The sequence below is a fragment of the Pseudomonas sp. BRG-100 genome (assembly GCF_000737955.1).
GTDB lineage: Bacteria > Pseudomonadota > Gammaproteobacteria > Pseudomonadales > Pseudomonadaceae > Aquipseudomonas > Aquipseudomonas synxantha_A.
This window is the reverse complement of record NZ_JPRX01000001.1, coordinates 1169853-1194462: the sequence shown is the minus strand read 5'-3', so window position 1 is coordinate 1194462 and position 24610 is coordinate 1169853. Positions and strand designations below refer to the sequence as shown.

Genomic DNA, 24610 nt, shown 5'->3' with positions numbered 1-24610 from the left:
CGGTATCAGCGGACTTTACCCTCAACCTGCATCAGCTCTTCCTTGCTGAAATCATCCACGTCAATCACCTTGCGCCGTGCCGCTTCGGCATCGCGCAGGGTTTGCGCTTCACCTGGTTGCAGCACGCCGGCATGCAAGGCGGCATCGATGGCAGACTCACCGGCAGTCGGTTTGACCTGCCCGCTTTTAAGCGCGGTATGCAGTTTTTTCTGCAACGGATGGCTGGCGCCGAGCAAATCGTAGGCATGTTGCAGAGCGCCTACTGGATCTTCCGCCGCTTGCGGTCGATAGCACCCGGCTAGCAGTTCTTCCAGGGTCGGGTCGCCCTTGGCACGACCGATTACCGCCGCCACTTCGGCATCCAGTGCATCGGAGGGCCCGGTATGCCGACGCCCGAACGGGAATACGATCACCCGCAGCAGGCAGCCGAGTACCTTGTTCGGGAAGTTGCTCAGCAGTTCATCCAGTGCGCGTTCCGATTCACCCAGGCTCTCTTCCATGGCCCAGGCAAACAGCGGCTCCAGATGGTCTGGCGAATCCAGGTCGTGATAACGCTTGAGCGCTGCGGACGCCAGGTACATATGGCTCAGTACATCACCCAGGCGGGCGGACAGGCGTTCGCGGCGCTTGAGCTCACCACCCAGCAGCATCATGCTCAGGTCGGCCAGCAGGGCAAATGCAGCCGCCTGGCGGTTCAGGGCGCGGAAGTAGCCCTGGCTCAAACGGTTGCCGGGGGCTTTTTCGAAATGGCCGAAGCCCAGGTTCAGCACCAGGGTGCTGGCGGCGTTGCTCACGGCAAAACCGATGTGTTGCATTAGCAGGCCGTCGAACTCTTTCAACGCCTGGTCATGGTCTTCGCGACCGGCCAGGGCCATCTCCTTGAGCACGAAAGGATGGCAGCGAATTGCACCCTGGCCGAAGATCATCAGGTTGCGCGAGAGAATATTCGCGCCTTCCACGGTGATGAAGATCGGCGCACCTTGCCAGCTGCGGCCCAGGTAGTTGTTAGGCCCCATGATGATGCCCTTGCCACCGTGCACATCCATGGCGTGGCTGATGCACTCGCGGCCACGCTCGGTGAGGTGATATTTGAGGATCGCCGACAACACCGAGGGCTTCTCCCCCAGGTCAACGGCATTGGCGGTGAGCATACGCGCGCTGTCCATCAGCCAGGCATTGCCGCCGATGCGCGCCAGGGCTTCCTGGATACCTTCGAAGGCTGACAGTGGCACATTGAACTGCTCGCGCACCTGCGCGTATTGCCCGGTCACCAGGCTGGTGAACTTGGCGGCACCGGTGCCGACGGCAGGCAGGGAGATCGAGCGGCCTACCGACAGGCAGTTCATCAGCATCATCCAGCCTTTGCCGAGCATTTCCTGGCCACCGATCAGGTATTCCAGGGGAATGAACACGTCCTTGCCGGAGTTGGGGCCGTTCATGAAGGCAGCGCCGAGGGGCAGGTGACGACGGCCTATTTCTACGCCGGGCGTATCGGTTGGAATCAGCGCGAGGCTGATGCCCAGGTCTTCTTCTTCGCCCAGCAGGTGGTCTGGGTCATGAGCCTTGAACGCCAGGCCGAGCAAGGTCGCGACCGGGCCAAGGGTGATGTAGCGTTTTTCCCAGTTCAGACGCAGGCCGAGGGTTTCCTTGCCTTGCCATTCGCCTTTGCAGATCACCCCGGTGTCGGGCATGGCGCCTGCATCGGAACCGGCCAGCGGGCCGGTGAGGGCGAAGCACGGGATGTCGTCGCCACGCGCCAGGCGCGGAAGGTAGTGGTTGCGTTGTTCTTCGGTGCCGTAGTGCAGCAGCAACTCGGCCGGGCCCAGGGAGTTGGGGACCATCACGGTGGACGCAAGGTCACCGCTGCGGGTCGCAAGCTTCATCGCAACCTGAGAGTGCGCATAGGCAGAGAAGCCCTTGCCGCCATACTCCTTGGGAATGATCAGGGCGAAGAAACCGTGGGTCTTGATGTGCTCCCAGGCCGCTGGCGGCAGGTCCATGGCTTGACCGATCTCCCAGTCGCTGACCATGGCGCAGAGTTCTTCGGTGGGGCCGTCGATGAACGCCTGTTCTTCTTCGGTCAATTGAACCTTGGGGTAGGCCAGCAATTTATCCCAGTCGGGGCGCCCGCTGAACAGTTCGCCGTCCCACCAGACGGTGCCGGCATCGATCGCATCGCGTTCGGTCTCGGACATCGGTGGCAGTACTTTCTGAAACCAGCTGAACAGCGGCTTGGTGAAGTATTGGCGGCGCAGGTCAGGCAGCAGCAACGGCGCGGCCACCACGGCGATGAGCACCCAGAAGATCAGCAGCAGCCAGCCCGGCGCGTGGCTCCAGGCGCCCATCGCCAGCAGGTAGACGGCGACCACGCCCAGGGCGGGCAGGGGGGCAGTTCGGCGGTGTGCCAGGTAGGCAATGCCGACCACCAGCACCAGTATCCACAACAACAGCATATGCAATCCTCCGTGAAACCAGGGGCGAAACCACCAGGGAGCTTAGTCCGCATCCGAACAAGCCGGGTGATCAGGGTGTTACAAGTTGTACTGGGGATACCCATCAGCAGGCGCCGACATTTGGCGTAATCGTCGTTATCTCTGTGGCAGGCCTGTCGTTAAACTCCAGGCTCACTTCGGAGATCAAGCTTATGAATGCGTACTTGAGTCCCAGCCGCTTCATCGATAGTGACCACCCTGCGGTGGTGGAGTTCGCCGAAAAACATCGCGGAACCCGCACGGATTTAAGTGACCAGGCAGTCAGTCTTTATTACGCCGTACGTGAGGCGATTCGCTACAACCCCTACACCTTCAGCCGCGACCCCAACACATTGAATGCCAGCTTCGCACTGGCTGCCGGCGAAAGCTATTGCGTGCCCAAGGCCACCTTGCTGGCCGCCTGCGCCCGTCACTGTGGCATCCCCGCGCGCATTGGCTTGGCAGACGTGCGCAACCACCTGTCCACACCGCGCCTGCTTGCCCTGCTCAAAAGTGACGTGTTCGCCATGCACGGTTATACCGAGTTGTACCTGAACGGCCGCTGGGTCAAAGCGACTGCGGCGTTCAATCAGCAACTGTGCGACGTGTTTGATGTGCCGCCACTGGAATTCGATGGCTTGCATGACAGTGTCTTCCATGCGTTCAATCGCCAGGGCCGTCGCTCAATGGAATATGTGACGGATCACGGGCAATTTGTTGACGTCCCCGAGGCATTCTTTTTCGCGCATATCCGCCAGTGTTACCCGCACTTGTTTGCCGACAATGCACCGACCCTGCTGGGCGATCTGCAGGACGATTTAAGCCGTGGCTGATCCGGCGTATGCTGCTGCCTTCATCCAGCCAAGTTCATCCACAATAAGGCGCGGTCATGCTGAAAATCTGGGGTCGTAAAAATTCATCAAACGTCAGGAAAGCACTGTGGTGCGCCGAGGAACTCGGCCTGGACTATGAGGCAATTGATGCGGGCGGGGCTTTTGGTGTGGTCGACACCCCGCAATATCGGGCCCTGAACCCCAATGGCCGGGTGCCGATGATCGAAGATGGCGATTTTGTGCTGTGGGAATCCAACACCATCGTGCGCTACCTGTGCGCCAAACAGGCATCGGACTTCTACCCATGCGACCTGCAAGCCCGGGCCAATGCCGAAAAGTGGATGGACTGGACCACCTCCACGCTCGCCGACCCGTTCAAGGCGGTGTTCTGGGGGATCGTGCGCACCCCGGCTGACAGGCAAAACTGGGACAGTATCAATGCCGGGCGCCAAGCCTGTATCGACGCGCTCAAAACCGTCGACCAGGCCCTTGCCGAGCAACCCTACCTGTCCGGTCAGGCGTTCGGCATGGGTGATATCCCTCTGGGTTGCTTCATCTATGCCTGGTTCGAGATGCCCATCGAGCGGCCGGCAATGCCCCATCTGGAGGCCTGGTACCAGCGCCTGCAACAGCGCCCGGCGTATCGCAAAGCGGTGATGACCGCGTTGACTTAATACACACTATTAATACGGGTGACTGTACTTGTGCGGCATGGGCAAGCACCATGCCTGCATTGCATCGTCGGTTGAACTACCTGCGCTGTGCCCTCATCTATTCTTTCTATTCCCTTCTTTGGTGCGTATTCCGATATGAGTTCCGCTCTGTCCATCCGGCAGCTAACCAAAACCTACGGCAACGGTTTCCAGGCCCTGAGTGGTATTGATCTGGACGTCGCCGAAGGTGATTTCTTCGCCTTGCTCGGCCCCAACGGCGCCGGCAAATCCACCACCATCGGCATTCTCTCCACCCTGGTCAACAAGACCAGCGGCACGGTGAACATCTTCGGCCACGACTTGGACAAGTCCCCGGCGGCGCTCAAGCGCTCCATCGGTGTGGTGCCCCAGGAATTCAATTTCAACCAGTTCGAAAAGACCTTCGACATTGTTGTGACCCAGGCTGGCTATTACGGCATCCCGGCGAAAATCGCCAAGGAACGCGCCGAGCAGTACCTGACCCAACTGGGCCTGTGGGACAAGCGCGATGTGCCTTCGCGCTCGTTGTCCGGCGGCATGAAGCGGCGCCTGATGATCGCCCGTGCGCTGGTGCATGAGCCGCGCCTGCTGATCCTCGACGAACCCACTGCAGGCGTGGACATCGAACTGCGTCGCTCGATGTGGACCTTCCTCACCGAGCTGAACGAGAAAGGCATCACCATCATCCTCACCACCCATTACCTGGAAGAGGCTGAGCAGTTGTGCCGCAACATCGGCATCATCGACCACGGCACCATTGTCGAGAACACCAGCATGCGCAACCTGCTGGGCCAGTTGCATGTGGAAACCTTCCTGCTCGACCTGAAGAACAATCTGTCGGTGGCGCCGCACCTGCTGGGTTACCCAAGCCGCCTGGTAGATAGCCACACCCTGGAGGTGCAGGTGGACAAAGCCATGGGCATCACCGCGCTGTTCACCCAGCTGGCGACTCAGAACATCGAAGTGTTGAGCCTGCGTAACAAAACCAATCGCCTTGAGGAGTTGTTTGTGTCCCTGGTGGAGAAAAATCTGGCGAAGGTGGCGGTATGAGTTCCGAACTGCAACCCAACCTTGTCGCGCTGCAAACCATCGTTTATCGCGAAGTGAAACGCTTTACCCGGATCTGGCCGCAGACCCTGCTGCCGCCGGCGATCACCATGGTTCTGTACTTTGTGATCTTCGGTAACCTGATTGGCCGGCAGATTGGCGACATGGGTGGTTTCACCTACATGGAGTACATCGTGCCGGGCCTGATCATGATGTCGGTGATCACCAACTCCTACGGCAACGTGGTCTCCAGTTTCTTCGGCAGCAAGTTCCAGCGCTCCATCGAAGAACTCATGGTCTCGCCGGTGTCACCGCACACCATCCTGATCGGCTATACGCTGGGCGGTGTGCTGCGTGGCCTGATGGTCGGGGTGATCGTGACGCTGCTGTCACTGTTCTTTACCCACCTGCAAGTGCATCACCTTGGGGTCACCATTCTGGTGGTGGTGCTCACGGCGACGATTTTCTCGCTGCTGGGCTTTATCAACGCCGTGTTCGCGCGCAACTTCGATGATATTTCGATCATCCCGACGTTCGTGCTGACGCCGCTGACCTACCTGGGCGGGGTGTTTTATTCCATTACCTTGCTGCCGCCGTTCTGGCAGACCGTGTCGCTGGCCAACCCGGTGCTGCATATGGTCAACGCCTTCCGCTACGGCATTCTGGGCGTGTCGGATATCAAGATCAGCGTAGCGATCACCTTTATGATCGTGGCGACCGTGGTGCTGTATATCGGTTGTGCGCGGCTGCTGGTGAGTGGGCGCGGGATGCGTACATAAGTACTGAGCTTAATGCAGTAAAAATGTTGGAGGGGCGGTGCGACGATTCGACTTGCTCCCGATAGCAGTGGTTCAGTCACACATGCAGTGACTGAGAGATCGCTATCGGGAGCAAGTCCCCTCCCACATTTGGTTTGTGTAGGTTTTTAGTTTTTCAGGGCCAGCTCTATCAGGGCATGCAGTTCTTCAACCGCCAAAGGCTGGGCCGAAAACAGAATACGAAACACCGTCGGCGCCGCGAGCAGGTTGATCAGCCGGTCGACGCTCGGTGGCGCTGATAGCGGATAGCGATCAACCATCACCTGCAACTGCCCGCTCAGGATGCTCACGCAATACCCCGGCGTCGGGCTGCTTTGCACGTCGCGCATCATATTGCGCCCAACGTCCGAACTCATCTCATCCAGATATTGCTCAGCCCAGGCTTGCAGGTCGCCGCGCAGGCTACCGGTGTTGGCCGGTTCGGTATCGGGGCGCATACGTGCCAGGGCGACGTCGGCGAGCAGTACTGACAGGTCGCCCCAGCGCCGGTAAATGGTCGACGGCGTGACGCCTGCGCACGCCGCAATCATTGGCACGGTGACACCGGAACGCTCATGGGTTTCCAGCAATTGGCGCACCGCCCTGTGGACGGATTCTTGTACCCGGGCACTACGGCCCCCCGGGCGGAGGCCTTCTTTGATTGCCATGGCTAAAACCTTAACACAAAGAATTTGCTTTAAGCGTCAGCGAGTAGCACACTCCACAAAAGCAAAATATTAGCTTTAGCGGAGTGTGCCATGATCAGCGTCAATTCCCAGCGGTCCAGCCTGACGTTCCTCGTGATCACAGTGTTGACCTTTCTCGCCGCCTCCAGCGCGCCGACGCCGTTGTACCAGGTGTATCAGGACAACCTGCATTTTTCGGCCGCGATGCTGACGGCTATCTTTGGCGTCTATGCCCTAAGCCTGTTGGCGGCGCTGCTGACGGTGGGTTCGCTTTCGGATTACCTGGGGCGCAAGCCGGTGATCTTTGCCGCGTTGCTGCTGAATATCGTAGCGATGCTGCTGTTTATCAACGCGGACAGTACGGCCTATCTGCTCGCTGCACGTGCATTACAGGGTTTTGCGACCGGTACTGCCACAGCGGTGCTGAGTGCGACGCTGCTCGATACTGACCGGGTGCGCGGCCCGATGCTCAACAGCCTTGCGCCGATGCTGGGCATGGCCAGTGGCGGGCTGGGTAGCGGTTTGCTGGTGGAGTACGCGCCACGGCCGACGCAATTGATCTATCTCACTCTGCTGGGTTTGATGGTGCTGCAGGCCGTGTATGTCTGGCGGTTGTCCGAGACGGTCAGTCGTATACCGGGGGCCTTGAAGTCCCTGGCGCCCACCCTGCATGTGCCACCGCAAGCGCGTCGGGCCTTGTGGTTGGCGATGCCGTTGAATGTGGCGGTATGGGCGCTGGGTGGGTTCTTTTCTTCTTTGGCGCCTTCGCTGGTGCGGGTCGCCACCGGGTCGACCTCGCATTTGATCGGCGGGGGGCTGGTCGCGGTGGTCACGTTAAGTGGCGCGGTCATGATCTACAGCCTGCGCAACCGTGCGGCTGACAAGGTCATGCGCCTGTCGGCGGCGCTGCTGGCCGTCGGCATGGGGCTGTTGCTGGTTGCCGTACAGACGGCCAGCCTGTGGTTGTTCTTTGTCGCCAGTGTGATCGCCGGCTTTGGTTTCGGCGGCGGCTTTATGGGCAGCGTGCGCAGTATCGTCGGGTTGGCGTTGCCCCATGAGCGCGCGGGGTTGATGTCGGCATTCTATGTACTGAGCTACCTGGCATTCTGCGTACCGGCGTTGGTGGCGGGCAATCTGAGCCGGGAGTTTGGCCTCGTCGTCACCACAGATGGCTACGCTGCGGTCCTTATTCTGTTGGCGTTGGGGGCTCTTGGCGGGCAGTTGTGGCAGGGCTCTGCCCGGGGCCGGGCAGCTGCGTAGATATGGCAAATATCTATAAAGTAGATAACAGTTAGAGATATTACCCGTTATATAGATATTCATTCAGGTTCTACCATGACCTCAACCTCATGCGAGGAAGAGGATCAAATCATGACCTGCTCGACCACCCACCGTTACAAACCTTTCAGCCACCTGACCCGTCCCCGGGAAGTGATTCGCCAGTTCACCCCGAACTGGTTTGCCGCCACCATGGGCACCGGGGTGCTGGCGCTGGCCCTGGCTCAGTTGCCGGTCACTTTGCCAGGCTTGCACGCTGTCGCTGAAGGCCTGTGGATGTTCACCATCGGCCTGTTCGTGTTGTTCAGCGTGTTGTATGCCGCCCGTTGGGTGATGTTTTTCCACGAGGCGCGGCGCATTTTCGGGCACTCCACGGTTTCGATGTTCTTCGGCACCATCCCCATGGGGCTGGCGACCATTCTCAACGGATTGCTGTTGTTCGGCCTGCCACGTTGGGGCAGTGATGTCATCCCGTTGGCCGAAGCCCTGTGGTGGCTGGACGTGGCCATGTCCCTGGCCTGCGGCGTACTCATCCCGTTCATGATGTTCACCCGCCAGGAGCACAGCATCGACCAGATGACCGCCGTCTGGCTGTTGCCCGTGGTGGCGGCCGAAGTGGCGGCGGCCAGCGGCGGCTTGCTCGCGCCGCACCTGGCCGATGCCCATGCGCAACTGGTGATGCTGGTGACCAGCTACGTACTATGGGCGTTTTCCCTGCCGGTGGCGTTCAGCATCCTGACCATCCTGATGCTGCGCATGGCCTTGCATAAATTGCCCCACGCCAATATGGCGGCGTCGAGCTGGTTGGCGCTGGGGCCGATTGGTACCGGTGCCTTGGGCATGTTGCTGTTGGGGGGCGATGCGCCAGCGATCTTCGCCGCCAATGGCCTGGAGAATGTCGGTGAAATGGCCCATGGCCTGGGCCTGATTGCAGGTATCACCCTATGGGGTTTTGGCCTGTGGTGGATGTTGATCGCCGTGCTGATCACCCTGCGTTACCTGCGCGCCGGGATCCCGTTCAACCTGGGCTGGTGGGGCTTCACCTTCCCGCTGGGGGTTTACGCCTTGGCCACGCTGAAACTGGCGAACGTGTTGCATTTGGGGTTCTTCAGCATCTTCGGCAGTGCGCTGGTGGTGGCGTTGGCGTTGATGTGGCTGATCGTGGCCAAGCGCACCGTGCAGGGGGCTTATAAAGGCGAGCTTTTTGTTTCGCCCTGCATTGCAGGACTAGCGAATAAGTAAGCAGGATTAGGTAAAGTCGTGGCCTGATAAATAAAGGCCACGCAGGAACACGGACGACGATGAGCCATCCTTCCCAATTCACCTTGCTGCGCACACGGCGTTTCTTGCCGTTTTTCATCACCCAGTTGCTGGGCGCGTTCAACGATAACATCTTCAAGCAATCGCTGATCCTGGCCATCCTTTACAAGCTCAGCATCGAGGGCGACCGCTCTATCTGGGTCAACCTGTGCGCCTTGTTGTTTATCCTGCCGTTCTTTTTGTTCTCGGCACTGGCCGGACAGTTTGGCGAGAAATTCAACAAGGACGCGTTGATCCGTGCGATCAAGATCGGCGAGATCGTGATCATGGCCGTCGGCGCGGCGGGCTTCCTGACCAATCATCTTGAATTGATGCTGTTGGCGCTGTTTGCCATGGGCACCCACTCGGCGCTCTTCGGCCCGGTGAAGTACTCGATCATGCCTCAGGCATTGCACGACGACGAGCTGGTCGGCGGTAACGGCCTGGTGGAAATGGGCACGTTCCTGGCGATCCTGGCCGGCACCATTGGTGCCGGGATCATGATGTCTTCCACCCATTACGCGCCGGTGGTGGCGGTGGCGATTGTCGGCGTGGCGGTGCTGGGTTACCTCGCCAGCCGCAGCATCCCGCGCGCGGCGGCTTCGACGCCGCAACTGCGCCTGGACTGGAATATCTTCACCCAGTCCTGGGCGACGTTGCGCATGGGCCTGGGGCAGACGCCGGCGGTGTCGCGTTCCATTGTCGGCAACTCGTGGTTCTGGTTTGTCGGTGCGATCTATCTCACGCAAATCCCGGCGTACGCCAAGGAGTGGTTGTACGGCGACGAAACCGTGGTGACCCTGATCCTCACAGTTTTCTCCGTGGGCATCGCCCTGGGCTCGATGCTGTGCGAAAAGCTTTCCGGGCGTAAGGTGGAAATCGGCCTGGTGCCTTTCGGCTCGTTTGGCCTGACGGTGTTCGGCCTGCTCCTGTGGTGGCACTCCGGCGGCTTCCCGCAGAACGTCCAGGCCAACGATTGGCTCGCGGTGCTCAGCTACGGCCAGGCCTGGTGGGTGTTGTTCGATATCCTCGGCCTGGGCGTATTCGGTGGCTTCTATATTGTGCCGCTGTATGCGCTGATCCAATCGCGCACTGCCGAGAACGAACGGGCACGGGTTATCGCGGCCAACAACATTCTCAACGCATTGTTCATGGTGGTCTCGGCCATCGTTTCGATCCTGCTGTTGAGCGTGGCCAAGCTGTCGATCCCCGAGTTGTTCCTGGTGGTGTCGCTGCTCAATATTGCGGTCAACACCTACATCTTCAGGATCGTCCCCGAATTCACCATGCGCTTCATGATCTGGCTGCTCAGCCATTCCATGTACCGCGTGGAGCATCGCAACCTGGAGGCTATTCCGGATGAAGGCGCGGCGTTGCTGGTGTGCAACCATGTGTCGTTTGTCGATGCGCTGTTGATCGGCGGCGCGGTGCGTCGGCCGATTCGCTTTGTCATGTACTACAAGATCTACCGTTTGCCGGTACTCAACTTTATCTTCCGCACCGCCGGGGCGATTCCGATTGCCGGGCGCCATGAGGATATGCAGATCTACGAACAGGCGTTCGCGCGGATCGCCCAGTATCTGAAGGAAGGTGAGTTGGTGTGCATCTTCCCGGAAGGCAAGCTGACAGCCGATGGCGAGATCAATGAATTTCGTGGTGGGGTGACGCGCATTCTGGAGGAGACACCGGTGCCGGTGATTCCGATGGCGTTGCAGGGGCTGTGGGGGAGTTTCTTCAGTCGCGATCCGCACAAGGGCTTCTTTCATCGGATCTGGTCGCGGGTGGTGTTGGTGGCGGGTGAGCCGATTGTTGTGGAGGCGGCAACGCCAGTGCAGTTGCAGGCAGTAGTGGGTGGTTTGCGGGGGAGTGTCAGGTAGTTTTCCGTTGTTTGTCAGGGCCTCATCGCAGGCAAGCCAGCTCCCACCTTTTGAATTGTGAATACAGTCAAATGTGGGAGCTGGCTTGCCTGCGATAGCGTAGTGGCTTAAGTGGAAATCTTGAGTCCAATCAGCCCGCAAATAATCAACGCCACACTCGCCAACCGAAACAACGCCATGGACTCCCCAAACAGGATAATCCCGGCAATCACAGTGCCCACGGCACCTACGCCGGTCCAGATCGCATAGGCGGTGCCCAGCGGCAGCTCTTTCATGGCCAGCCCCAGCAACCCAAGGCTGACGGCCATGGCGGCAATCGTCAGGGCGGTGGGCAGTGGCTTGCTGAAACCGTCGGTGTATTTCAGGCCGACGGCCCAGCCAACTTCAAACAACCCGGCAAAAAACAGAATGATCCAGGACATGATGACCTCGCTTCTACAAAGTGGGGTCGTCCCCTGGTAAGCGCCTGATAGCGTCGCGAGGTCGTCCTCGCGAAGCTTGGTAGAGTGCCGAAAACGGATCAGGCGATCAAGCTTACGGGGCGGTTTCCAGGGCGCGACGGTCTTCCTTTTCGCTCATGCGGCGGAAATACGTCGACAGCAATGCGCCGGAAATATTGTGCCAGACACTGAACAACGCACTGGGAACCGCCGCCAGCGGCGAAAAGTGCGCACTGGCCAGCGCGGCACCCAGCCCGGAGTTCTGCATACCGACTTCCAACGCCAACGACTTGCGTTGCGCCAGCGGCAACTTGAACAAGCGCCCGGTGAAGTAGCCCAGCAGGTAACCGAAGCTGTTGTGCAGCATCACCACCGCCATGATCAGCAGGCCCGATTCGGCGATCTTCGCCTGGCTTGCGGCAACCACGGCCGCGACGATGATCACAATACTGACCACCGACACCAGCGGCAGCACGTCCACCGCATGACGAACCCGCTCGCCCAGCACCCGTTGCGCCACCACGCCGAGCACAATCGGCAGCAGCACCACTTGCAGGATCGACCAGAACAGCTCCATGAACGATACCGGCAGCCAGGCCGAGGCCAGTAGCCAGATCAACGCAGGTGTGAGCAGTGGGGCGAGGAGGGTGGTGACGGCGGCAATCGCCACCGACAACGCCAGGTCGCCGCGGGCCAGCCAGGTCATCACGTTGGACGAGGTGCCGCTTGGGCAGCAGCCGACCAGGATCACGCCGACGGCAATTTCCGGCGGCAGGTGAAAGACCTGGCACAACAACCATGCCACGCCCGGCATGATCACAAAATGCGCGACCACACCCAAGGCCACGCGCCATGGATGGCGAGCGACTTCGGCGAAGTCTTCAAGTTTCAAGGTCAGCCCCATGCCGAACATCACCAGGCCCAGCAGCGGGACGATGGCGCTTTTCAGGCCGATGAACCAGCTGGGTTCGAGGAAGGCGAGCACGGCAAATATCAACACCCAGTAGGCGAAGGTATTGCCGACGAAGCGGCTCAAGGCAGCGAGTGCACGCATGGGGATGTCCTTGTTATTAGAGTGTTGAATAGGGCGACGCGATCAAATGTGGGAGCTGGCTTGCCTGCGATAGCGGTGTATCAGTCGGCACTACTCTGGCTGACACTCCGTTATCGCAGGCAAGCCAGCTCCCACACTGACCGTGCCCACATTGGATCGGTGTTGTTTAGATGCCCTGTGGGGTTTCTTCCCCGCCCAGCGCTTCCACCAACGCCGGCAGGAACTCACCGAAGGTCAGCATCATCAAGGTAAAGCTGGCATCCAGTTGGCCCAGGGCTTCGTCGCCGCCGTCCTGTTCCGCCTGGTCTTGCAGCAGGTCTTCGAATTTCAGGCGTTTGACGGTCATCTTGTCATCGAGCATGAAGGACAGCTTGTCCTGCCACGCCAGGGACAGTTGGGTCACGACCTTGCCGGTGGTCAGGTGCAGTTGGATCTCTTCGCCGGTCAGGTCCTGGCGCTTGCAGCGCACGATGCCGCCGTCTTCATGGGTGTCGCGCAGTTCGCATTCGTCGAGGACGAAGAAGTCATCGGCCGGTTTCTGGGTAGTGACCCAGTCGGTCATGATTGCGGTCGGTGCGGTTTTTACCGTCAGCGGACGGACGGGCAGGGTGCCGATCACTTCACGCAAGGTCGACAGCAGATCTTCCGCACGCTTGGGACTGGCCGAGTTGACCAGGATCAGGCCCTGTTTCGGCGCGATCGCAGCAAAGGTCGACGAGCGACGAATAAAGGCACGCGGCAGGAAGGCCTGGATGATTTCATCCTTGATCTGGTCGCGCTCCTTCTTATAGACCTTGCGCATTTGCTCGGCTTCGATCTCTTCGACTTTCTCTTTCAGTGCGTCACGCACCACGCTACCTGGCAGGATGCGTTCTTCCTTGCGCGCGGCGATCAGCAAAAAATCTCCGCTGACGTGAACCAGGGGAGCGTCTTCACCTTTACCGAAGGGTGCAACGAAACCGTAAGTGGTCAACTCCTGGCTTGCACACGGGCGCGCCAGCTTGGTGGCCATGGCCGCTTCCAACGCCTCGGCATCAACAGGCAGATCTTGGGTCAGGCGATAGATAAGCAGGTTCTTGAACCACATGGGGTGAGTCTCTCCTCTATACAAAGGGGGGCATTATTCTCTTGATCACGCCGTAGGCCAACCCTGCCTAAGCCATTGGAAGGGCTGAAAAAAAAGATTTAAGAAAGTGCTTGCCAGACATGGGGTCGCTACGTAGAATGCGCGCCACACCGAAACGAAGGGTGATTAGCTCAGCTGGGAGAGCATCTGCCTTACAAGCAGAGGGTCGGCGGTTCGATCCCGTCATCACCCACCATTCGCTTCATGTGTTACGCGCAGCGGTAGTTCAGTCGGTTAGAATACCGGCCTGTCACGCCGGGGGTCGCGGGTTCGAGTCCCGTCCGCTGCGCCATATTCGGTCACCTGGAACGCTGAACGCCAGGTCACCACAGAAAGCCCGCTTAATCGCGGGCTTTTCTTTGTCCGGAATATGGCAAAAAATCGTACGCGGAACTTTTTTTAAATAAATTGCATTTAAATCAAGACATTACGATTTTTTGGTGTATGATGCGCCCACACCGAAACGAAGGGTGATTAGCTCAGCTGGGAGAGCATCTGCCTTACAAGCAGAGGGTCGGCGGTTCGATCCCGTCATCACCCACCATTCGCTTCAAGTGTTACGCGCAGCGGTAGTTCAGTCGGTTAGAATACCGGCCTGTCACGCCGGGGGTCGCGGGTTCGAGTCCCGTCCGCTGCGCCATATTTTGCTTCCAGGCCCACTGAACACCTGGAAACTACGAACAAAGCGGCCATTGGCCGCTTTTTTTGTGCCCGGATTTTTTCTCGCCGTTGCTCTCCAACCATAGCGTTCGCTCGCCCATCCTAGCGTCCTCATCGTCTTATTTGGGTCGCCAATCCTGCGCTGTCAATCGTCACGCCTTCAGGGTTCGTGCGCAGCCTTTATCCCTATTGAAGAACCTTGTCAATCCTAAGTGCTGATAGGAGTGCCAGTTCGTCTTGCTGCGGTAAGGTCTCGTGGACATTGGTTCTAACGGAACGGCCGAAGATGAATCGCACCTGCATGGCCATGCCTTATTTCGAAATCCCCGAACGTCACCTTGAAGCGTTCAAGGCGTATTGCGCCGTGTTTATCGAAAAGACCTCTAAAGAGCCCGGATGCCTGTACTACGGTTTCAGCTTCAATGGCACTCAAGGCCATTGCCGGGAGGTCTACAGCGATGCCCAAGGGCTTTTGAACCACTTGGTCAATATCGCTGAGCTGAATTCCGAGGCGTTTCACCTGGCTTCAATTGTTCGCTATGAAGTGCATGGGCCCCGAGAGGAGCTGGACAAGTTACGTGGCCCCCTGGCGTTTATGAAGCCGCAGTTCTTCGAACTGGAACAGTGTTTCAGCCGACCGTCTGTGGTGGCGTGAACCCGATGTATCTACAAGAGGCCTCAAGACATGTCAGTTGAACAATTACTCGGCCTGGGTGTGACGAACGCTGCGCGTGCGCCGCGTCAGCCTGCCTTCAGCCTGTTGTTTTTTTCCGATGTGCGCGAAGACATCAGCGCCAGCGAGAAATATGAGTTCGCTCGGTCGTTGACGTTGTTTGGCGATGCGCAGGGTTTTGAGGCCGTGTATTTTCCTGAGCGTCATTTCCACGAGTTTGGCGCGATTTACCCCGATTCCGCAGTAATGGCGGCGTCACTCATCCCCCAAACCCGACACATTCGTTTTCGCACCGCAGGCATCAGTTTGCCCCTGCATCACCCGGCGCGCGTGGTCGAAAGTTGGTCGATGAACGATGTACTCTCTGGCGGAAGGGTAGACCTTGGGTTCGGCTCAGGTTGGAGCCGGCCTGATTTTCTCTTGGCGCCGCACGCCTACGAGGACCGGCGCGAGGTGATGTGGCAACGCATTGAGCAGGTACGTCGCTTATGGGCGGGTGAGCGCCTTTCATTCCCGGGGCCTGGTGGCGATCCAGTGTCGGTCGTCACCTTTCCCCGACCCCTACAGACCAGCCTGAATGTCTGGATCCTGGTAGCGCAGAATACAGAGTCGTTCATTGCCGCTGGCAAGGCGGGTTTCAACGTCTTCACGATGTTGTACGGCATTGACCTGCCGGACCTGGCCGAAAAAATTGGGCTTTATCGCCAAGCGCGCCGCGATGCGGGATTCGACCCGGCTTCCGGGCGCGTCACCCTTATGCTGCATACCCTGGTCGGGCCCGATAGCGCCTGGGTTCGCCGAGCCGTCGAAGCACCGTTCAAAGACTATATCCGCAGCTCACTGGTAGCCCACATGAAAGCACGGGCGACGCCTGACGGTCGTCCCCTGGATGCCACAGAGCAGGAAAACGTCCTGCAATACGCATTTGAGCGGTATTACGAAACCGGCGCGTTGTTCGGTACGGTCGATGAGGTTCGGTATCGAGTCGGCCAAGTGCTTGAGACCGGCGTCGATGAGATTGCCTGCCTGATGGATTTCGGCGTGGACTACGCCGTGGTGCATCAGTCCTTGCCCTACCTTGAACAACTCGTAGCCTCGTTCCAGGAGCGGTCAGCACAGTGAATATCGAACGCAAGAAAGCTCGCCTCGCCGCCGCCATCAATGCCTCGCTCAAGGCCCAGCCTGCCCCGTCCTTTCCTGAACCGGTGGCGATCATCGGGTTGTCCGCCAACGTCGCGCAGTCGGCTAGCGTACGTCAGTTCTGGCAGGCGCTGGATGATGATCGTTCGTTGATCGAGGAGATCCCGGCGACGCGCTTTGACTTCACGTCCTGGTACGCCGGATCGAATATTGAAGAAGGGAAAATGCGCACCCGTTGGGGCGGGTTTATACCCGCCATCGATCAATTCGATCCGGTCTTTTTTGGCATGTTGCCGGCGGAGGCGCGCAAGATGGATCCGCAACAACGCTTGTTGCTGATGTCGGTGCGCCAGACGTTTGAAGACGCCGGTTATCGCCACACTGACTGGAAAGGCTCGGCCACCGGTGTATTTATCGCCGCCGAGCGTAACGAATACCACCTCAACCTACTCCAGGCCCAGATTGATCCCGGCGAAGGGCTGGACCAGGCGGCCAGTATGCTCGCCAACCGGGTGTCACATTTCTATGACCTGCGTGGGCCAAGCGAACGAATCGATGCGATGTGTGCCGGCGGTGCCGTCGCGCTTCATCACGCGGTCACCGCGCTGCGCAGTGGCCAGATCAATGCTGCGATCGTCGGTGCCTGCAATTTGCTGCTGCGCCCGGACGTGTTCGTGACGTTGTCGCAAAGCGGGCAAATGAGCCCCGAACCGACCGTGAGATCCTTCGGCGCCGGCGCTGACGGCTACCTGCGCGGCGAAGGCGTGTGCAGCCTGTTGCTCAAGCCGTTGTCGAAGGCTGAGGCCGACGGCGATCATATTTATGGGCTGATCCGCAATACGGCGGTCAATTACAACGGCGGCGACGCGGCGTCAATCGCTGCGCCCAGTGTGTCCGCACATTCAAGCCTGGTACAGGATTGCTACCGACGGGCGGGGATCGATCCACGCCACGTCAGCTACATCGAAGCCCAGGGCATGGGCAACCCCGTGGCAGATATCGCTGAGTGGGATGCCCTTAATCATGGCTTGCTGGCCTTGGGACGGGAGCAAGGCGTGCAGTTGCAGGAAGGCCAGTGCGCTATCAGCACGCTCAAGCCGATGAGCGGACATATGCATGCCGCTTCAGCCATTGGCGCGCTATTCAAGATCATCCGCAGCTTGCAGACCGAAAAGATTCATAAAATCCTCGACTTTGAGCAGCCCAATCTCCACCTGCATACCGCCGGACAGCCTTGCAGGCTCGCTACCCATACCGTTGATTGGCCACGCCAGGCTACCCCGCGCCTGGCGGGTTTGCATTCCTATGGCGCAGGCGGAAACAACGCACACATTCTAGTCGAAGAATACGTGCACCAAGCGCCCGGTCGTGTGGTGCCGAGTCAGGCCCCATTGCTGTTCCCCCTTAGCGCGCCGACCCCGGCGCTGCTGGCGCTGCTCGCGGCACAAATGCACCAGGCCTTGATCGATGAGCCGACGCTGTGCCTGGAAAGTGTCAGCGACACGCTCAAATTCGGGCGCGAGAAATTTGCCGCCGCCGTGGTCATCGTGGCCATGGAGCGCCCAGGCTTGCTCGATGTGCTAGCCCAGTTACACACGGGCGATCTTACGGGCGCAGTTGTCTTCGCCAAGGACGTCGCAGCGCCTACGGACGCGGCGCTTGACCCTTGGGCCGAGCTCTGGCTGGCGGGTGAGCGCCCGATGGCGAAGGCCACCCGCGCACCACGGGTGCCCCTGCCGACGACCCCCTTTGATACCCAGTCGTTCTGGTATGACGCGCCTGCACCCATGGCGGCGTATCCGGCTCCTGGTACATCGCGTACAGGGCGCCGAGCCTGGAGCCCGGACGCCGCCGAGCAAGCGGTACGTGAAGCATTGGCCCAAGCGCTGGAACAGCCTGCGGCATCACTGGATCTGGACGCGCAGTTCAGTGAGTTGGGTTTTGATTCGATGATGGTGCGTCAACTCTGCCGGCATATGCGCGACCAGGACATCGTGGTCGAGCCAGCGGTACTGTTCGAGCACGCTACGCCGGCGCGACTGGTGGCCTGGCTGGCTTGCGCGCCTGCGCAGCGCATTGCCGCCCCTTACCACCTGCCCAGTCCGGGCGCGCGTGGGCAGATCGCGATAATCGGCATGGCCGGGGTATATCCCAAGTCAGCGGATTTGTCGGCGTTCTGGGATTGCCTGGCAAACGCAGGGGACTGCATCGAAACCGTGCCCGAGCAACGCTGGAGCCTTGACGAGCATTTTAACGCGGACCGCCAGCGTGCGATCCAAGAGGGTAAAAGCTACGGTAAATGGGGTGGTTTCATCGAAGGCCTGGATGACTTCGACCCAATGTTCTTTAACTTTTCCCTGGCCGAAGCTACCTACATGCACCCCAAGGAACGTCAATTCATCCAGTGCGCATGGCATGCCCTGGAAGATGCCGGGTATACGCCTGCGTCTCTGGAGCAGGAGAAGGTCGGCGTATTCGTGGGAGTGTCCAAGGCCGGGCACGATAACTATAAAGATTCGTTTTTTTCGATCGCCAACCGCGTGTCTTATCGCTTCGGGTTTACCGGGCCTAGCCTGCCCGTGGATACCGCCTGTTCTTCTTCGCTGACCGCGGTGCATGAGGCCTGCCTGCACTTGCAGGCAGGCGAGTGCACCGTGGCGGTTGTCGGTGGCGTCAATGCCTACACCCACCCTTCCACCTTTGCCGAGTTCGCACGACTGGGCGTGTTATCCGCCGATGGCAAGTCGCGAGCGTTCGGTGCGGGGGCCAATGGGTTTGTTCCCGGCGAAGGAGTGGGGGCGCTGTTGCTAAAGCCGCTGGAACGCGCGCTGGCGGACGGTGATATGGTTCACGGCGTCATCGCCGCCAGTGCGGTCAACCATGGCGGCAAAGCCAATGGCTACACGGTGCCCAACCCCGAAGCCCAGCGCGCCATGATTCGCCTGGCATTGGACCGGGCCGGCGTCAGTGCTGACCAGGTTACCTATGTGGAGGCCCACGGCACCGGTACGGCGCTGGGCGATCCCATCGAATTTCGCGGCCTGGTCGAGGCGTTTCGCCAGGACACCGAGCGCACCGGCTTCTGTCGCCTGGGGTCGGTCAAGAGCAACATCGGCCATCTTGAAGCTGCGGCTGGTATTGCCGGCCTGAGCAAGGTCCTCCTGCAGATGCGCCACGGGCAAATCGCGCCGTCGCTGCATTCGCAGCAGATGAACCCGGATATCGACGCCAGCCTCTCGCCTTTTCGCGTGCCTCAGGCGCTGGAACCGTGGGACGTCGACGGCGAGGGCGCGCAAGAGCGCATTGCATGCCTGTCATCCTTCGGTGCCGGCGGTGCCAATGCCCACGTGATCCTGCGCCAGGCCCCTGTGCGTGCCGAACCCGCCGAAGATGTGCGGGCCGACTACCTGATTGTCCTTTCGGCACGCCATGAGGCTGCACTTGTACGACAAGTGGACACCTTGTTAGTGTTTCTGGAACGCAATCCGTCGCTGCCCTTGCGTGACATTGCCTACACGCTGCAGGTGGGCCGCCAGGCCATGAATGCGCGATTGAGTTGCATCGCCACGTCGACTGCCGACCTCATGGATGCATTGCGTCGCTATTGTGCCGGTGAGGCCCACCCGGGCGTGCAGTCCACGACGCTCAAGGACGCCGACCGCCTGAGTTTGTTCGGTCAAGATGAATCAGCGCTGACGTTGCTTGATCAGTGGTATGCCGAGAGCAAATGGGCGCAATTAGCCCAGTTATGGAGAGCGGGGGAGGTGATCGACTGGGCGCGCCTGGTGGCGCCGGGTACTGCCCGTCTTATCAGTTTGCCGGGCTATTCGTTCGACCGTGAACCCATCCCCAGGGCACCGCAACTGGTGCCTCTTGGCAGCGTGGCCCGGCCCCCGGCGCAGCCTGGCAGGGCGCCCGTACCACCTACCACCGCCGCGACATTATTGGTGCGCCCGCGCTGGCAGCCGGTGCAGGCCTCACCTGCGGCGGCGGCGCCTCGGCGGCGCCACGTCATCCTGTGTGAGTGGCCTGGAGAACGGTCGGATCATCCAGGGTGGCAGGTGCTGACGCCAAAGGGCTTGCCGACAGAACGCTACGTGCACTGTGTCGGGCAAATTGCTGAGCATTTGCGCCAGATCATTGTCGATGCGGCGCACGAAGTTATCTCGGTACAAGTGGTAATACCCGTCAATCGATCTGCGTGGCTGAGTGGCATTCATGGGCTGCTGAGGTCGGCGCAACTTGAAAGCAGCAAGCTGCGAACGCAGTTGGTTGAAATCGACCAGAGCTTCACTTTTACGCAGGTTCGGCACGCCGTGGAGCAGGCTGCGGCCCTGGAGGTTCATCCGTGGTTGCGGTTCGACGCTCAAGGTGGCCATGCCCGTCAGTGGACGCAGGCGACAGTACTGGATGATACGCACCGCTGTAGGTGGAAGAACGCGGGTGTCTATCTGCTGACAGGGGGAATGGGCGGGTTGGCGCAGTGTTTCGCCGCCGATATTCTCAGCCGTGTCGAAGGCGCAACCGTGGTACTGGTGGGGCGCTCCCCCTTGGGCCAGGCCGGCCAGGATCGGCTGGATGCCCTGCGGCGCATGGGCGGCCAGGTCAGCTATGAGCAAGTCGATATCAGTGACGAGGCGGCTACCGAACGGCTCGTGGCTGATGTGCAAGCCCAGTACGGTGCGCTCAATGGTGTGCTGCATTGTGCAGGAACGCTGCACGATGAGTTCTTGCGTAATTTCAAACACCAACACGGCGATGGGGTGCTGGCGGCCAAGGTGGGCGGTACCTGGTCGATCGATCAGGCGACGCGTCACTGCGACCTGGACTGTTTCGTGCTGTTTTCATCCGCCGCGGCAGCCGTCGGGCACCCGGGCCAGGCGTTCTACGCGGCGGCCAACGGCTTCATGGATGGGTTCGCCGAACAGCGCACCCAGCAGGTCCAGATGGGCGAGCGTCGAGGCCGAACCGTTTCGATTGCCTGGGGGCTGTGGCGCGACGGCGGCATGCAATTGGATGCACAGGCCAGTGCGTTGCTGGAGCGTGAGTCGGGCATGATCCCGTTGAGTCGCGAACACGGCGTTGCGGCGTTTCATCAAGTGATGGACAGTGATGCGTGCCGAATCGTGGTGATAGAAGGGGATGAACAGCGCCTGCGCCGGCGTCTGCATCCGCTGTCGAACGAGGCGACGCTGCCCGCTGATACACGCATGCTTGACGTGGTGAAAAGGTTGGCGGGGCAAGTGCTCGGCATCGCGACCAGCGAGCTTGAGGGTGACCACGACTTTGACAGCTATGGGTTGGATCAGGCGCGCTTTAATCAATTGATCCAGGCACTTGATCGCGAATGCGGGCTTGAGGTGTCGCCATTGGTTTATCGGCAAGTGCGTTGCCTCGACGATCTGGTGGCCCACCTGCCTGCCCAGCTACACGCCGGCACTGCGCCGCGTGCCGTGGCCGGCACCGCCTCAGCGCAAGTGCTGCTCGAGCATGCGTTGCAAGTGCTCAAACGGGTGCTATCCCCTGTGGTGCAATGGCCGGAGGATCGTCTGGACAGTGATGAGCCGCTGGAGCGCTACGGGCTGGACTCGATGATGGTCATGACGATCACCGCCGCGCTGGAGGCGCAATTCGGCGCGCTGCCCAAAACCTTGTTCTTTGAGTATTCGACGCTGCGCGCCTTGGCCGCATACCTGTGTCGCGAGCATGCATCGACGTTGGTGGCGCTGGTCGCCGACGTAGCGGGCACGCTGGCGTCAGGCCCCGATGAGGCGCGGGTGGCCGGTATTGCCAGCCACGACCCCGTGCCTGCCGACGCCGCGCAATCGCCTGCATCCGCCAAGGAGACGTCGCAACGCTTTGACGTCGCCATCATCGGCCTTGCCGGGCGCTATCCCCAGGCCCGCACCCTGGAAGAGTTTTGGCAGGTACTCAGCCAAGGGCGCGACTGTATCAGTGAGATTCCCACCGAGCGCTGGGACCACTCCCGTTATTACAGCGCTGATGAAGACGCGCCGGGCAAGACCTACGCGCGCTGGGGCGGGTTCATTGATGGAGTGGCTGAATTTGATCCGGCGTTTTTCGGTATCTCGCCGCGTGAAGCGATGGCCATGGAGCCCCAGGAGCGCTTGTTCCTGCAGACCGCTCACGAGGCCATTGAAGACGCCGGTTATACCCGCCAGGGCCTGGCAGCCAGCGCCCGTCACGAAGATGCCGAGGGCATGGTCGGTGTATTCGTCGGCGTAACGTACGAAGAGTACCAACTGTATGGGGCGCAACAGACTGCCGAGGGGCGGCCGCTGGTGCTGTCCATGAGCCCATCGTCGATTGCCAATCGCGTTTCGTTCGTCAACGGTTTCCATGGGCCAAGCATGGCCATCGATGCGATGTGTGCGTCCTCACTGACGACTATTCACCTGGCCTGCCAGAGCCTGCACAGTGGCGAATGCCAAGTAGCGCTGGCCGGAGGCGTGAATGTATCGATTCACCCCGCCAAGTTCCTCATGCTGGGGGCAGGCAAATTTGCCTCCCGACGTGGCCGCTGTGAAAGCTTCGGTGCCAGTGGCAGCGGTTACGTGCCCAGTGAGGGTGTGGGGGCTGTACTGCTTAAACCGCTGCATCAGGCCCAGGCCGATGGCGACCGTATTTATGGAGTGATTCGCGGGAGTGCCATCAACCATGGCGGGCGAACCAACGGTTATGCAGTGCCTAATCCGGCAGCCCAGGCCGCGGTGATCAGCCGTGCCTTGCGCCAGGCGAATGTGCAGCCGCGGCAGATCGGTTATGTAGAAGCTCACGGCACGGGTACGGTGTTGGGCGACCCGATCGAGGTGGCCGGCCTGTCCCGTGCGTGGCGGGCTTACACGCCGGACCGGCAGTTCTGCGCCTTGGGGTCGGTCAAGTCCAATATCGGTCATTGCGAAAGCGCTGCGGGCATCGCCGGGTTGACCAAGGTATTGCTGCAAATGAAGCACGGACTGCTGGTGAGCTCACTGCACGCTGAAACGCTCAATCCCAATATCGACTTCAGCGAAACCCCCTTTCGTGTGCAGCGTACGCTGGCACCCTGGGAGCGCCCGCTCGGCTCCGATGGCGTCCCGGGCCTGCGCATGGCTGCCATTTCCTCCTTTGGCGCCGGCGGGGCCAATGCTCACCTGATCGTCAGCGAGGCGCCGCTGGCCCAAGCTGCTCACGCGGCGATGACAGTGACTGCGCCGTTACCCATCGTTCTCTCTGCACGCTCTCGCGAAGCCTTGCTGGAGGTGGCGCAGCGGCTCGTGGACTGGTGGTTGGACGCTGCGGCCAATCGCGAGCCAGACCTGCAAGCCCTGGCCTACACGCTGCAAGTGGGGCGCGAGGCCTGGGAGTGGCGGGTGGCGCTGTTGGTCACTTCGGGCGACGAACTGGTGCGTGAGCTGCGCGCCTTTATCGATGGCGCGCTAGAGGGGCCGTCCTGGTGGTCCGGCTGCCTTCCCGAGGCGCACAGCCTGGCGACGCGTCCCAGTGAGCAAGCCTGCGCCGCCATTCGGCAGATGTTCGACCAGGCTGACTTGGGGGGCATCCTGCGTCGCTGGGTGCAAGGCGAAGCGGTTGACTGGTCACCGCTGTATCACTCGCACCGTCCAGCGCGCCTTGGCCTGCCGACGTACCCGTTTGCCCGGCAACGTTATTGGGCGCCGAGTGAGGTGGCGGTCTCGGTTGAGTCTGTGGCGTCCGTGGCGCAGGGCGGCAAGATTCGCCTGCGTGCACTGGATACTTTGCCTGTGGCTGATAGCGCACCCATCGTGCCGCCCGCGCCGCGGATACTCAGCCAACCCGCGCCTTTAGCGGCCAAGGCGGCGCCGGTTGTCCCAGTGGCCGACGACGAATGTGCACAGTTCCTGCGCCAGAGCCTGGCGGCCATGCTGTATTGCGAGCCAGGCCAAATACGCGACGGCAGCCGCTTCCTGGAGTTGGGTCTGGACTCGGTGATCGCCGCGCAATGGATCCGTGAAATCAACAAGCACTACCAGTTGAAGATTCCCGCCGACGGCATTTATACCTATCCGGTATTCAAGGCCTTTACGCAATGGGTGGGCACCCAGCTTCAGCCAACTCAAGCAACGGCTGCGCCGGTCCAGCGCGAGCCAGTGGCATCGGCACCGCAGCCTGGCGCGCAGGCAAGTGCGCAACGCGAGTCGATCCAGGACTACCTCAAGCAAAGCCTGGGTGAACTGTTGTTTCTCGACCCTGGGCAGTTGCGCAGTGGCGCGCAGTTCCTGGACCTGGGAATGGACTCGGTCACAGGCACACAATGGATGCGCGGGGTCAGCCGGCACTTTTCCATTCAACTAGCGGCCGACGCGATCTACACCTGGCCCACGCTCAAGTCCCTGGCGGATGAGGTCGATCGCCGGGTGCAGGTTGTACACAGCTCCGATGACTTGCTCGATACGATCCTGAACCAGGTGCAGAGTGGCGCCTTGGCGGCTGACAGCGCTTGCGCAGTGGTCGAAGACGTGTTGGCGCAGCGGTAGCAACCATGACTTTCAATGTCG

At 60.4% G+C, this 24610-nt stretch carries 15 protein-coding genes and 4 tRNA genes; 14 read left to right on the top strand and 5 right to left on the bottom strand.

Annotated elements, in window-relative coordinates; genetic code table 11:
• Positions 1-5: 5 nt before the first annotated feature.
• Complete coding sequence (locus JH25_RS22130) at positions 6-2453, bottom strand: acyl-CoA dehydrogenase (RefSeq protein WP_032877043.1); 2448 nt, start codon at positions 2451-2453, stop codon at positions 6-8.
• 191 nt (positions 2454-2644) lie between these two features.
• Between JH25_RS22130 and JH25_RS22135 the strand changes: the two genes are divergently transcribed.
• The 4 genes from JH25_RS22135 (at position 2645) to JH25_RS22150 (ending at position 5822) form a co-directional block, all read left to right on the top strand.
• Positions 2645-3304 (top strand): transglutaminase-like domain-containing protein, encoded by a 660-nt coding sequence (locus tag JH25_RS22135; RefSeq protein WP_032877042.1) that lies wholly within the window; start codon positions 2645-2647, stop codon positions 3302-3304.
• A 56-nt stretch (positions 3305-3360) separates the two neighbouring features.
• Entirely contained in the window at positions 3361-3978 is a 618-nt protein-coding gene (locus JH25_RS22140) for a glutathione S-transferase family protein (RefSeq protein ID WP_032877041.1), read from the top strand.
• A 135-nt stretch (positions 3979-4113) separates the two neighbouring features.
• Positions 4114-5046: an ABC transporter ATP-binding protein gene (locus JH25_RS22145; protein WP_032877040.1), complete on the top strand. Its 933-nt coding sequence runs from the start codon at positions 4114-4116 to the stop codon at positions 5044-5046.
• A complete protein-coding gene (locus JH25_RS22150; protein ID WP_005786689.1) occupies positions 5043-5822 on the top strand; it encodes an ABC transporter permease in 780 nt (259 codons plus the stop codon). The genes JH25_RS22145 and JH25_RS22150 overlap by 4 nt, the downstream gene beginning before the upstream one ends.
• Before the next feature lie 146 nt (positions 5823-5968).
• Here the strand turns inward: JH25_RS22150 and JH25_RS22155 are convergent, their stop codons facing one another.
• Positions 5969-6508, bottom strand: coding sequence for a TetR/AcrR family transcriptional regulator (locus JH25_RS22155; protein WP_032877039.1), 540 nt, complete (start codon positions 6506-6508; stop codon positions 5969-5971).
• Positions 6509-6598: 90 nt separating this feature from the next.
• Here JH25_RS22155 and JH25_RS22160 point away from each other — a divergent pair, with 90 nt between their 5' ends.
• From JH25_RS22160 to JH25_RS22170, 3 genes are all read left to right on the top strand, one after another.
• Positions 6599-7786 carry an MFS transporter gene (locus JH25_RS22160; RefSeq protein WP_032877038.1) on the top strand — a complete coding sequence of 396 codons (1188 nt, stop codon included), beginning with the start codon at positions 6599-6601 and terminating at the stop codon, positions 7784-7786.
• Positions 7787-7897: 111 nt separating this feature from the next.
• Positions 7898-9046, top strand: coding sequence for a TDT family transporter (locus tag JH25_RS22165; RefSeq protein ID WP_032877036.1), 1149 nt, complete (start codon positions 7898-7900; stop codon positions 9044-9046).
• 59 nt (positions 9047-9105) lie between these two features.
• Complete coding sequence (locus JH25_RS22170; protein WP_032877034.1) at positions 9106-10980, top strand: MFS transporter; 1875 nt, start codon at positions 9106-9108, stop codon at positions 10978-10980.
• Positions 10981-11087: 107 nt separating this feature from the next.
• On the opposite strand, the gene sugE is transcribed toward JH25_RS22170, so the two are convergent.
• The 3 genes from sugE to rdgC form a co-directional block, all read right to left on the bottom strand.
• A complete protein-coding gene (gene sugE, locus JH25_RS22175; RefSeq protein ID WP_010211634.1) occupies positions 11088-11402 on the bottom strand; it encodes a quaternary ammonium compound efflux SMR transporter SugE in 315 nt (104 codons plus the stop codon).
• A gap of 112 nt (positions 11403-11514) precedes the next feature.
• A complete protein-coding gene (locus JH25_RS22180; RefSeq protein ID WP_032877033.1) occupies positions 11515-12474 on the bottom strand; it encodes a bile acid:sodium symporter family protein in 960 nt (319 codons plus the stop codon).
• A gap of 166 nt (positions 12475-12640) precedes the next feature.
• Positions 12641-13561, bottom strand: coding sequence for a recombination-associated protein RdgC (rdgC, locus tag JH25_RS22185; protein WP_003172886.1), 921 nt, complete (start codon positions 13559-13561; stop codon positions 12641-12643).
• A 159-nt stretch (positions 13562-13720) separates the two neighbouring features.
• Here rdgC and JH25_RS22190 point away from each other — a divergent pair.
• From JH25_RS22190 to JH25_RS22220, 7 genes are all read left to right on the top strand, one after another.
• Positions 13721-13796: transfer RNA gene (locus tag JH25_RS22190), tRNA-Val, on the top strand.
• A gap of 19 nt (positions 13797-13815) precedes the next feature.
• Positions 13816-13892, top strand: a tRNA-Asp gene (locus JH25_RS22195).
• Between the two features lie 176 nt (positions 13893-14068).
• Positions 14069-14144, top strand: a tRNA-Val gene (locus tag JH25_RS22200).
• Positions 14145-14163: 19 nt separating this feature from the next.
• Positions 14164-14240, top strand: a tRNA-Asp gene (locus JH25_RS22205).
• 306 nt (positions 14241-14546) lie between these two features.
• Positions 14547-14915, top strand: coding sequence for a putative quinol monooxygenase (locus JH25_RS22210; protein ID WP_032877032.1), 369 nt, complete (start codon positions 14547-14549; stop codon positions 14913-14915).
• 30 nt (positions 14916-14945) lie between these two features.
• Entirely contained in the window at positions 14946-16055 is a 1110-nt protein-coding gene (locus tag JH25_RS22215; RefSeq protein ID WP_032877031.1) for a MupA/Atu3671 family FMN-dependent luciferase-like monooxygenase, read from the top strand.
• Positions 16052-24589: an SDR family NAD(P)-dependent oxidoreductase gene (locus tag JH25_RS22220; RefSeq protein ID WP_032877030.1), complete on the top strand. Its 8538-nt coding sequence runs from the start codon at positions 16052-16054 to the stop codon at positions 24587-24589. Before JH25_RS22215 ends, JH25_RS22220 begins: the two co-directional genes overlap by 4 nt.
• Positions 24590-24610 lie beyond the last annotated feature (21 nt).

What these genes read in the sequence shown, in the direction of transcription:
- JH25_RS22145 (WP_032877040.1), top strand. Translation starts at nt 4,114, where the DNA reads ATGAGTTCCGCTCTGTCCATCCGGCAGCTAACCAAAACCTACGGCAAC.
- rdgC (WP_003172886.1), bottom strand. Translation starts at nt 13,561, where the DNA reads ATGTGGTTCAAGAACCTGCTTATCTATCGCCTGACCCAAGATCTGCCT.
- JH25_RS22160 (WP_032877038.1), top strand. Translation starts at nt 6,599, where the DNA reads ATGATCAGCGTCAATTCCCAGCGGTCCAGCCTGACGTTCCTCGTGATC.
- JH25_RS22155 (WP_032877039.1), bottom strand. Translation starts at nt 6,508, where the DNA reads ATGGCAATCAAAGAAGGCCTCCGCCCGGGGGGCCGTAGTGCCCGGGTA.
- JH25_RS22210 (WP_032877032.1), top strand. Translation starts at nt 14,547, where the DNA reads ATGAATCGCACCTGCATGGCCATGCCTTATTTCGAAATCCCCGAACGT.
- JH25_RS22130 (WP_032877043.1), bottom strand. Translation starts at nt 2,453, where the DNA reads ATGCTGTTGTTGTGGATACTGGTGCTGGTGGTCGGCATTGCCTACCTG.
- JH25_RS22180 (WP_032877033.1), bottom strand. Translation starts at nt 12,474, where the DNA reads ATGCGTGCACTCGCTGCCTTGAGCCGCTTCGTCGGCAATACCTTCGCC.
- sugE (WP_010211634.1), bottom strand. Translation starts at nt 11,402, where the DNA reads ATGTCCTGGATCATTCTGTTTTTTGCCGGGTTGTTTGAAGTTGGCTGG.
- JH25_RS22170 (WP_032877034.1), top strand. Translation starts at nt 9,106, where the DNA reads ATGAGCCATCCTTCCCAATTCACCTTGCTGCGCACACGGCGTTTCTTG.
- JH25_RS22215 (WP_032877031.1), top strand. Translation starts at nt 14,946, where the DNA reads ATGTCAGTTGAACAATTACTCGGCCTGGGTGTGACGAACGCTGCGCGT.
- JH25_RS22140 (WP_032877041.1), top strand. Translation starts at nt 3,361, where the DNA reads ATGCTGAAAATCTGGGGTCGTAAAAATTCATCAAACGTCAGGAAAGCA.
- JH25_RS22135 (WP_032877042.1), top strand. Translation starts at nt 2,645, where the DNA reads ATGAATGCGTACTTGAGTCCCAGCCGCTTCATCGATAGTGACCACCCT.
- JH25_RS22150 (WP_005786689.1), top strand. Translation starts at nt 5,043, where the DNA reads ATGAGTTCCGAACTGCAACCCAACCTTGTCGCGCTGCAAACCATCGTT.
- JH25_RS22165 (WP_032877036.1), top strand. Translation starts at nt 7,898, where the DNA reads ATGACCTGCTCGACCACCCACCGTTACAAACCTTTCAGCCACCTGACC.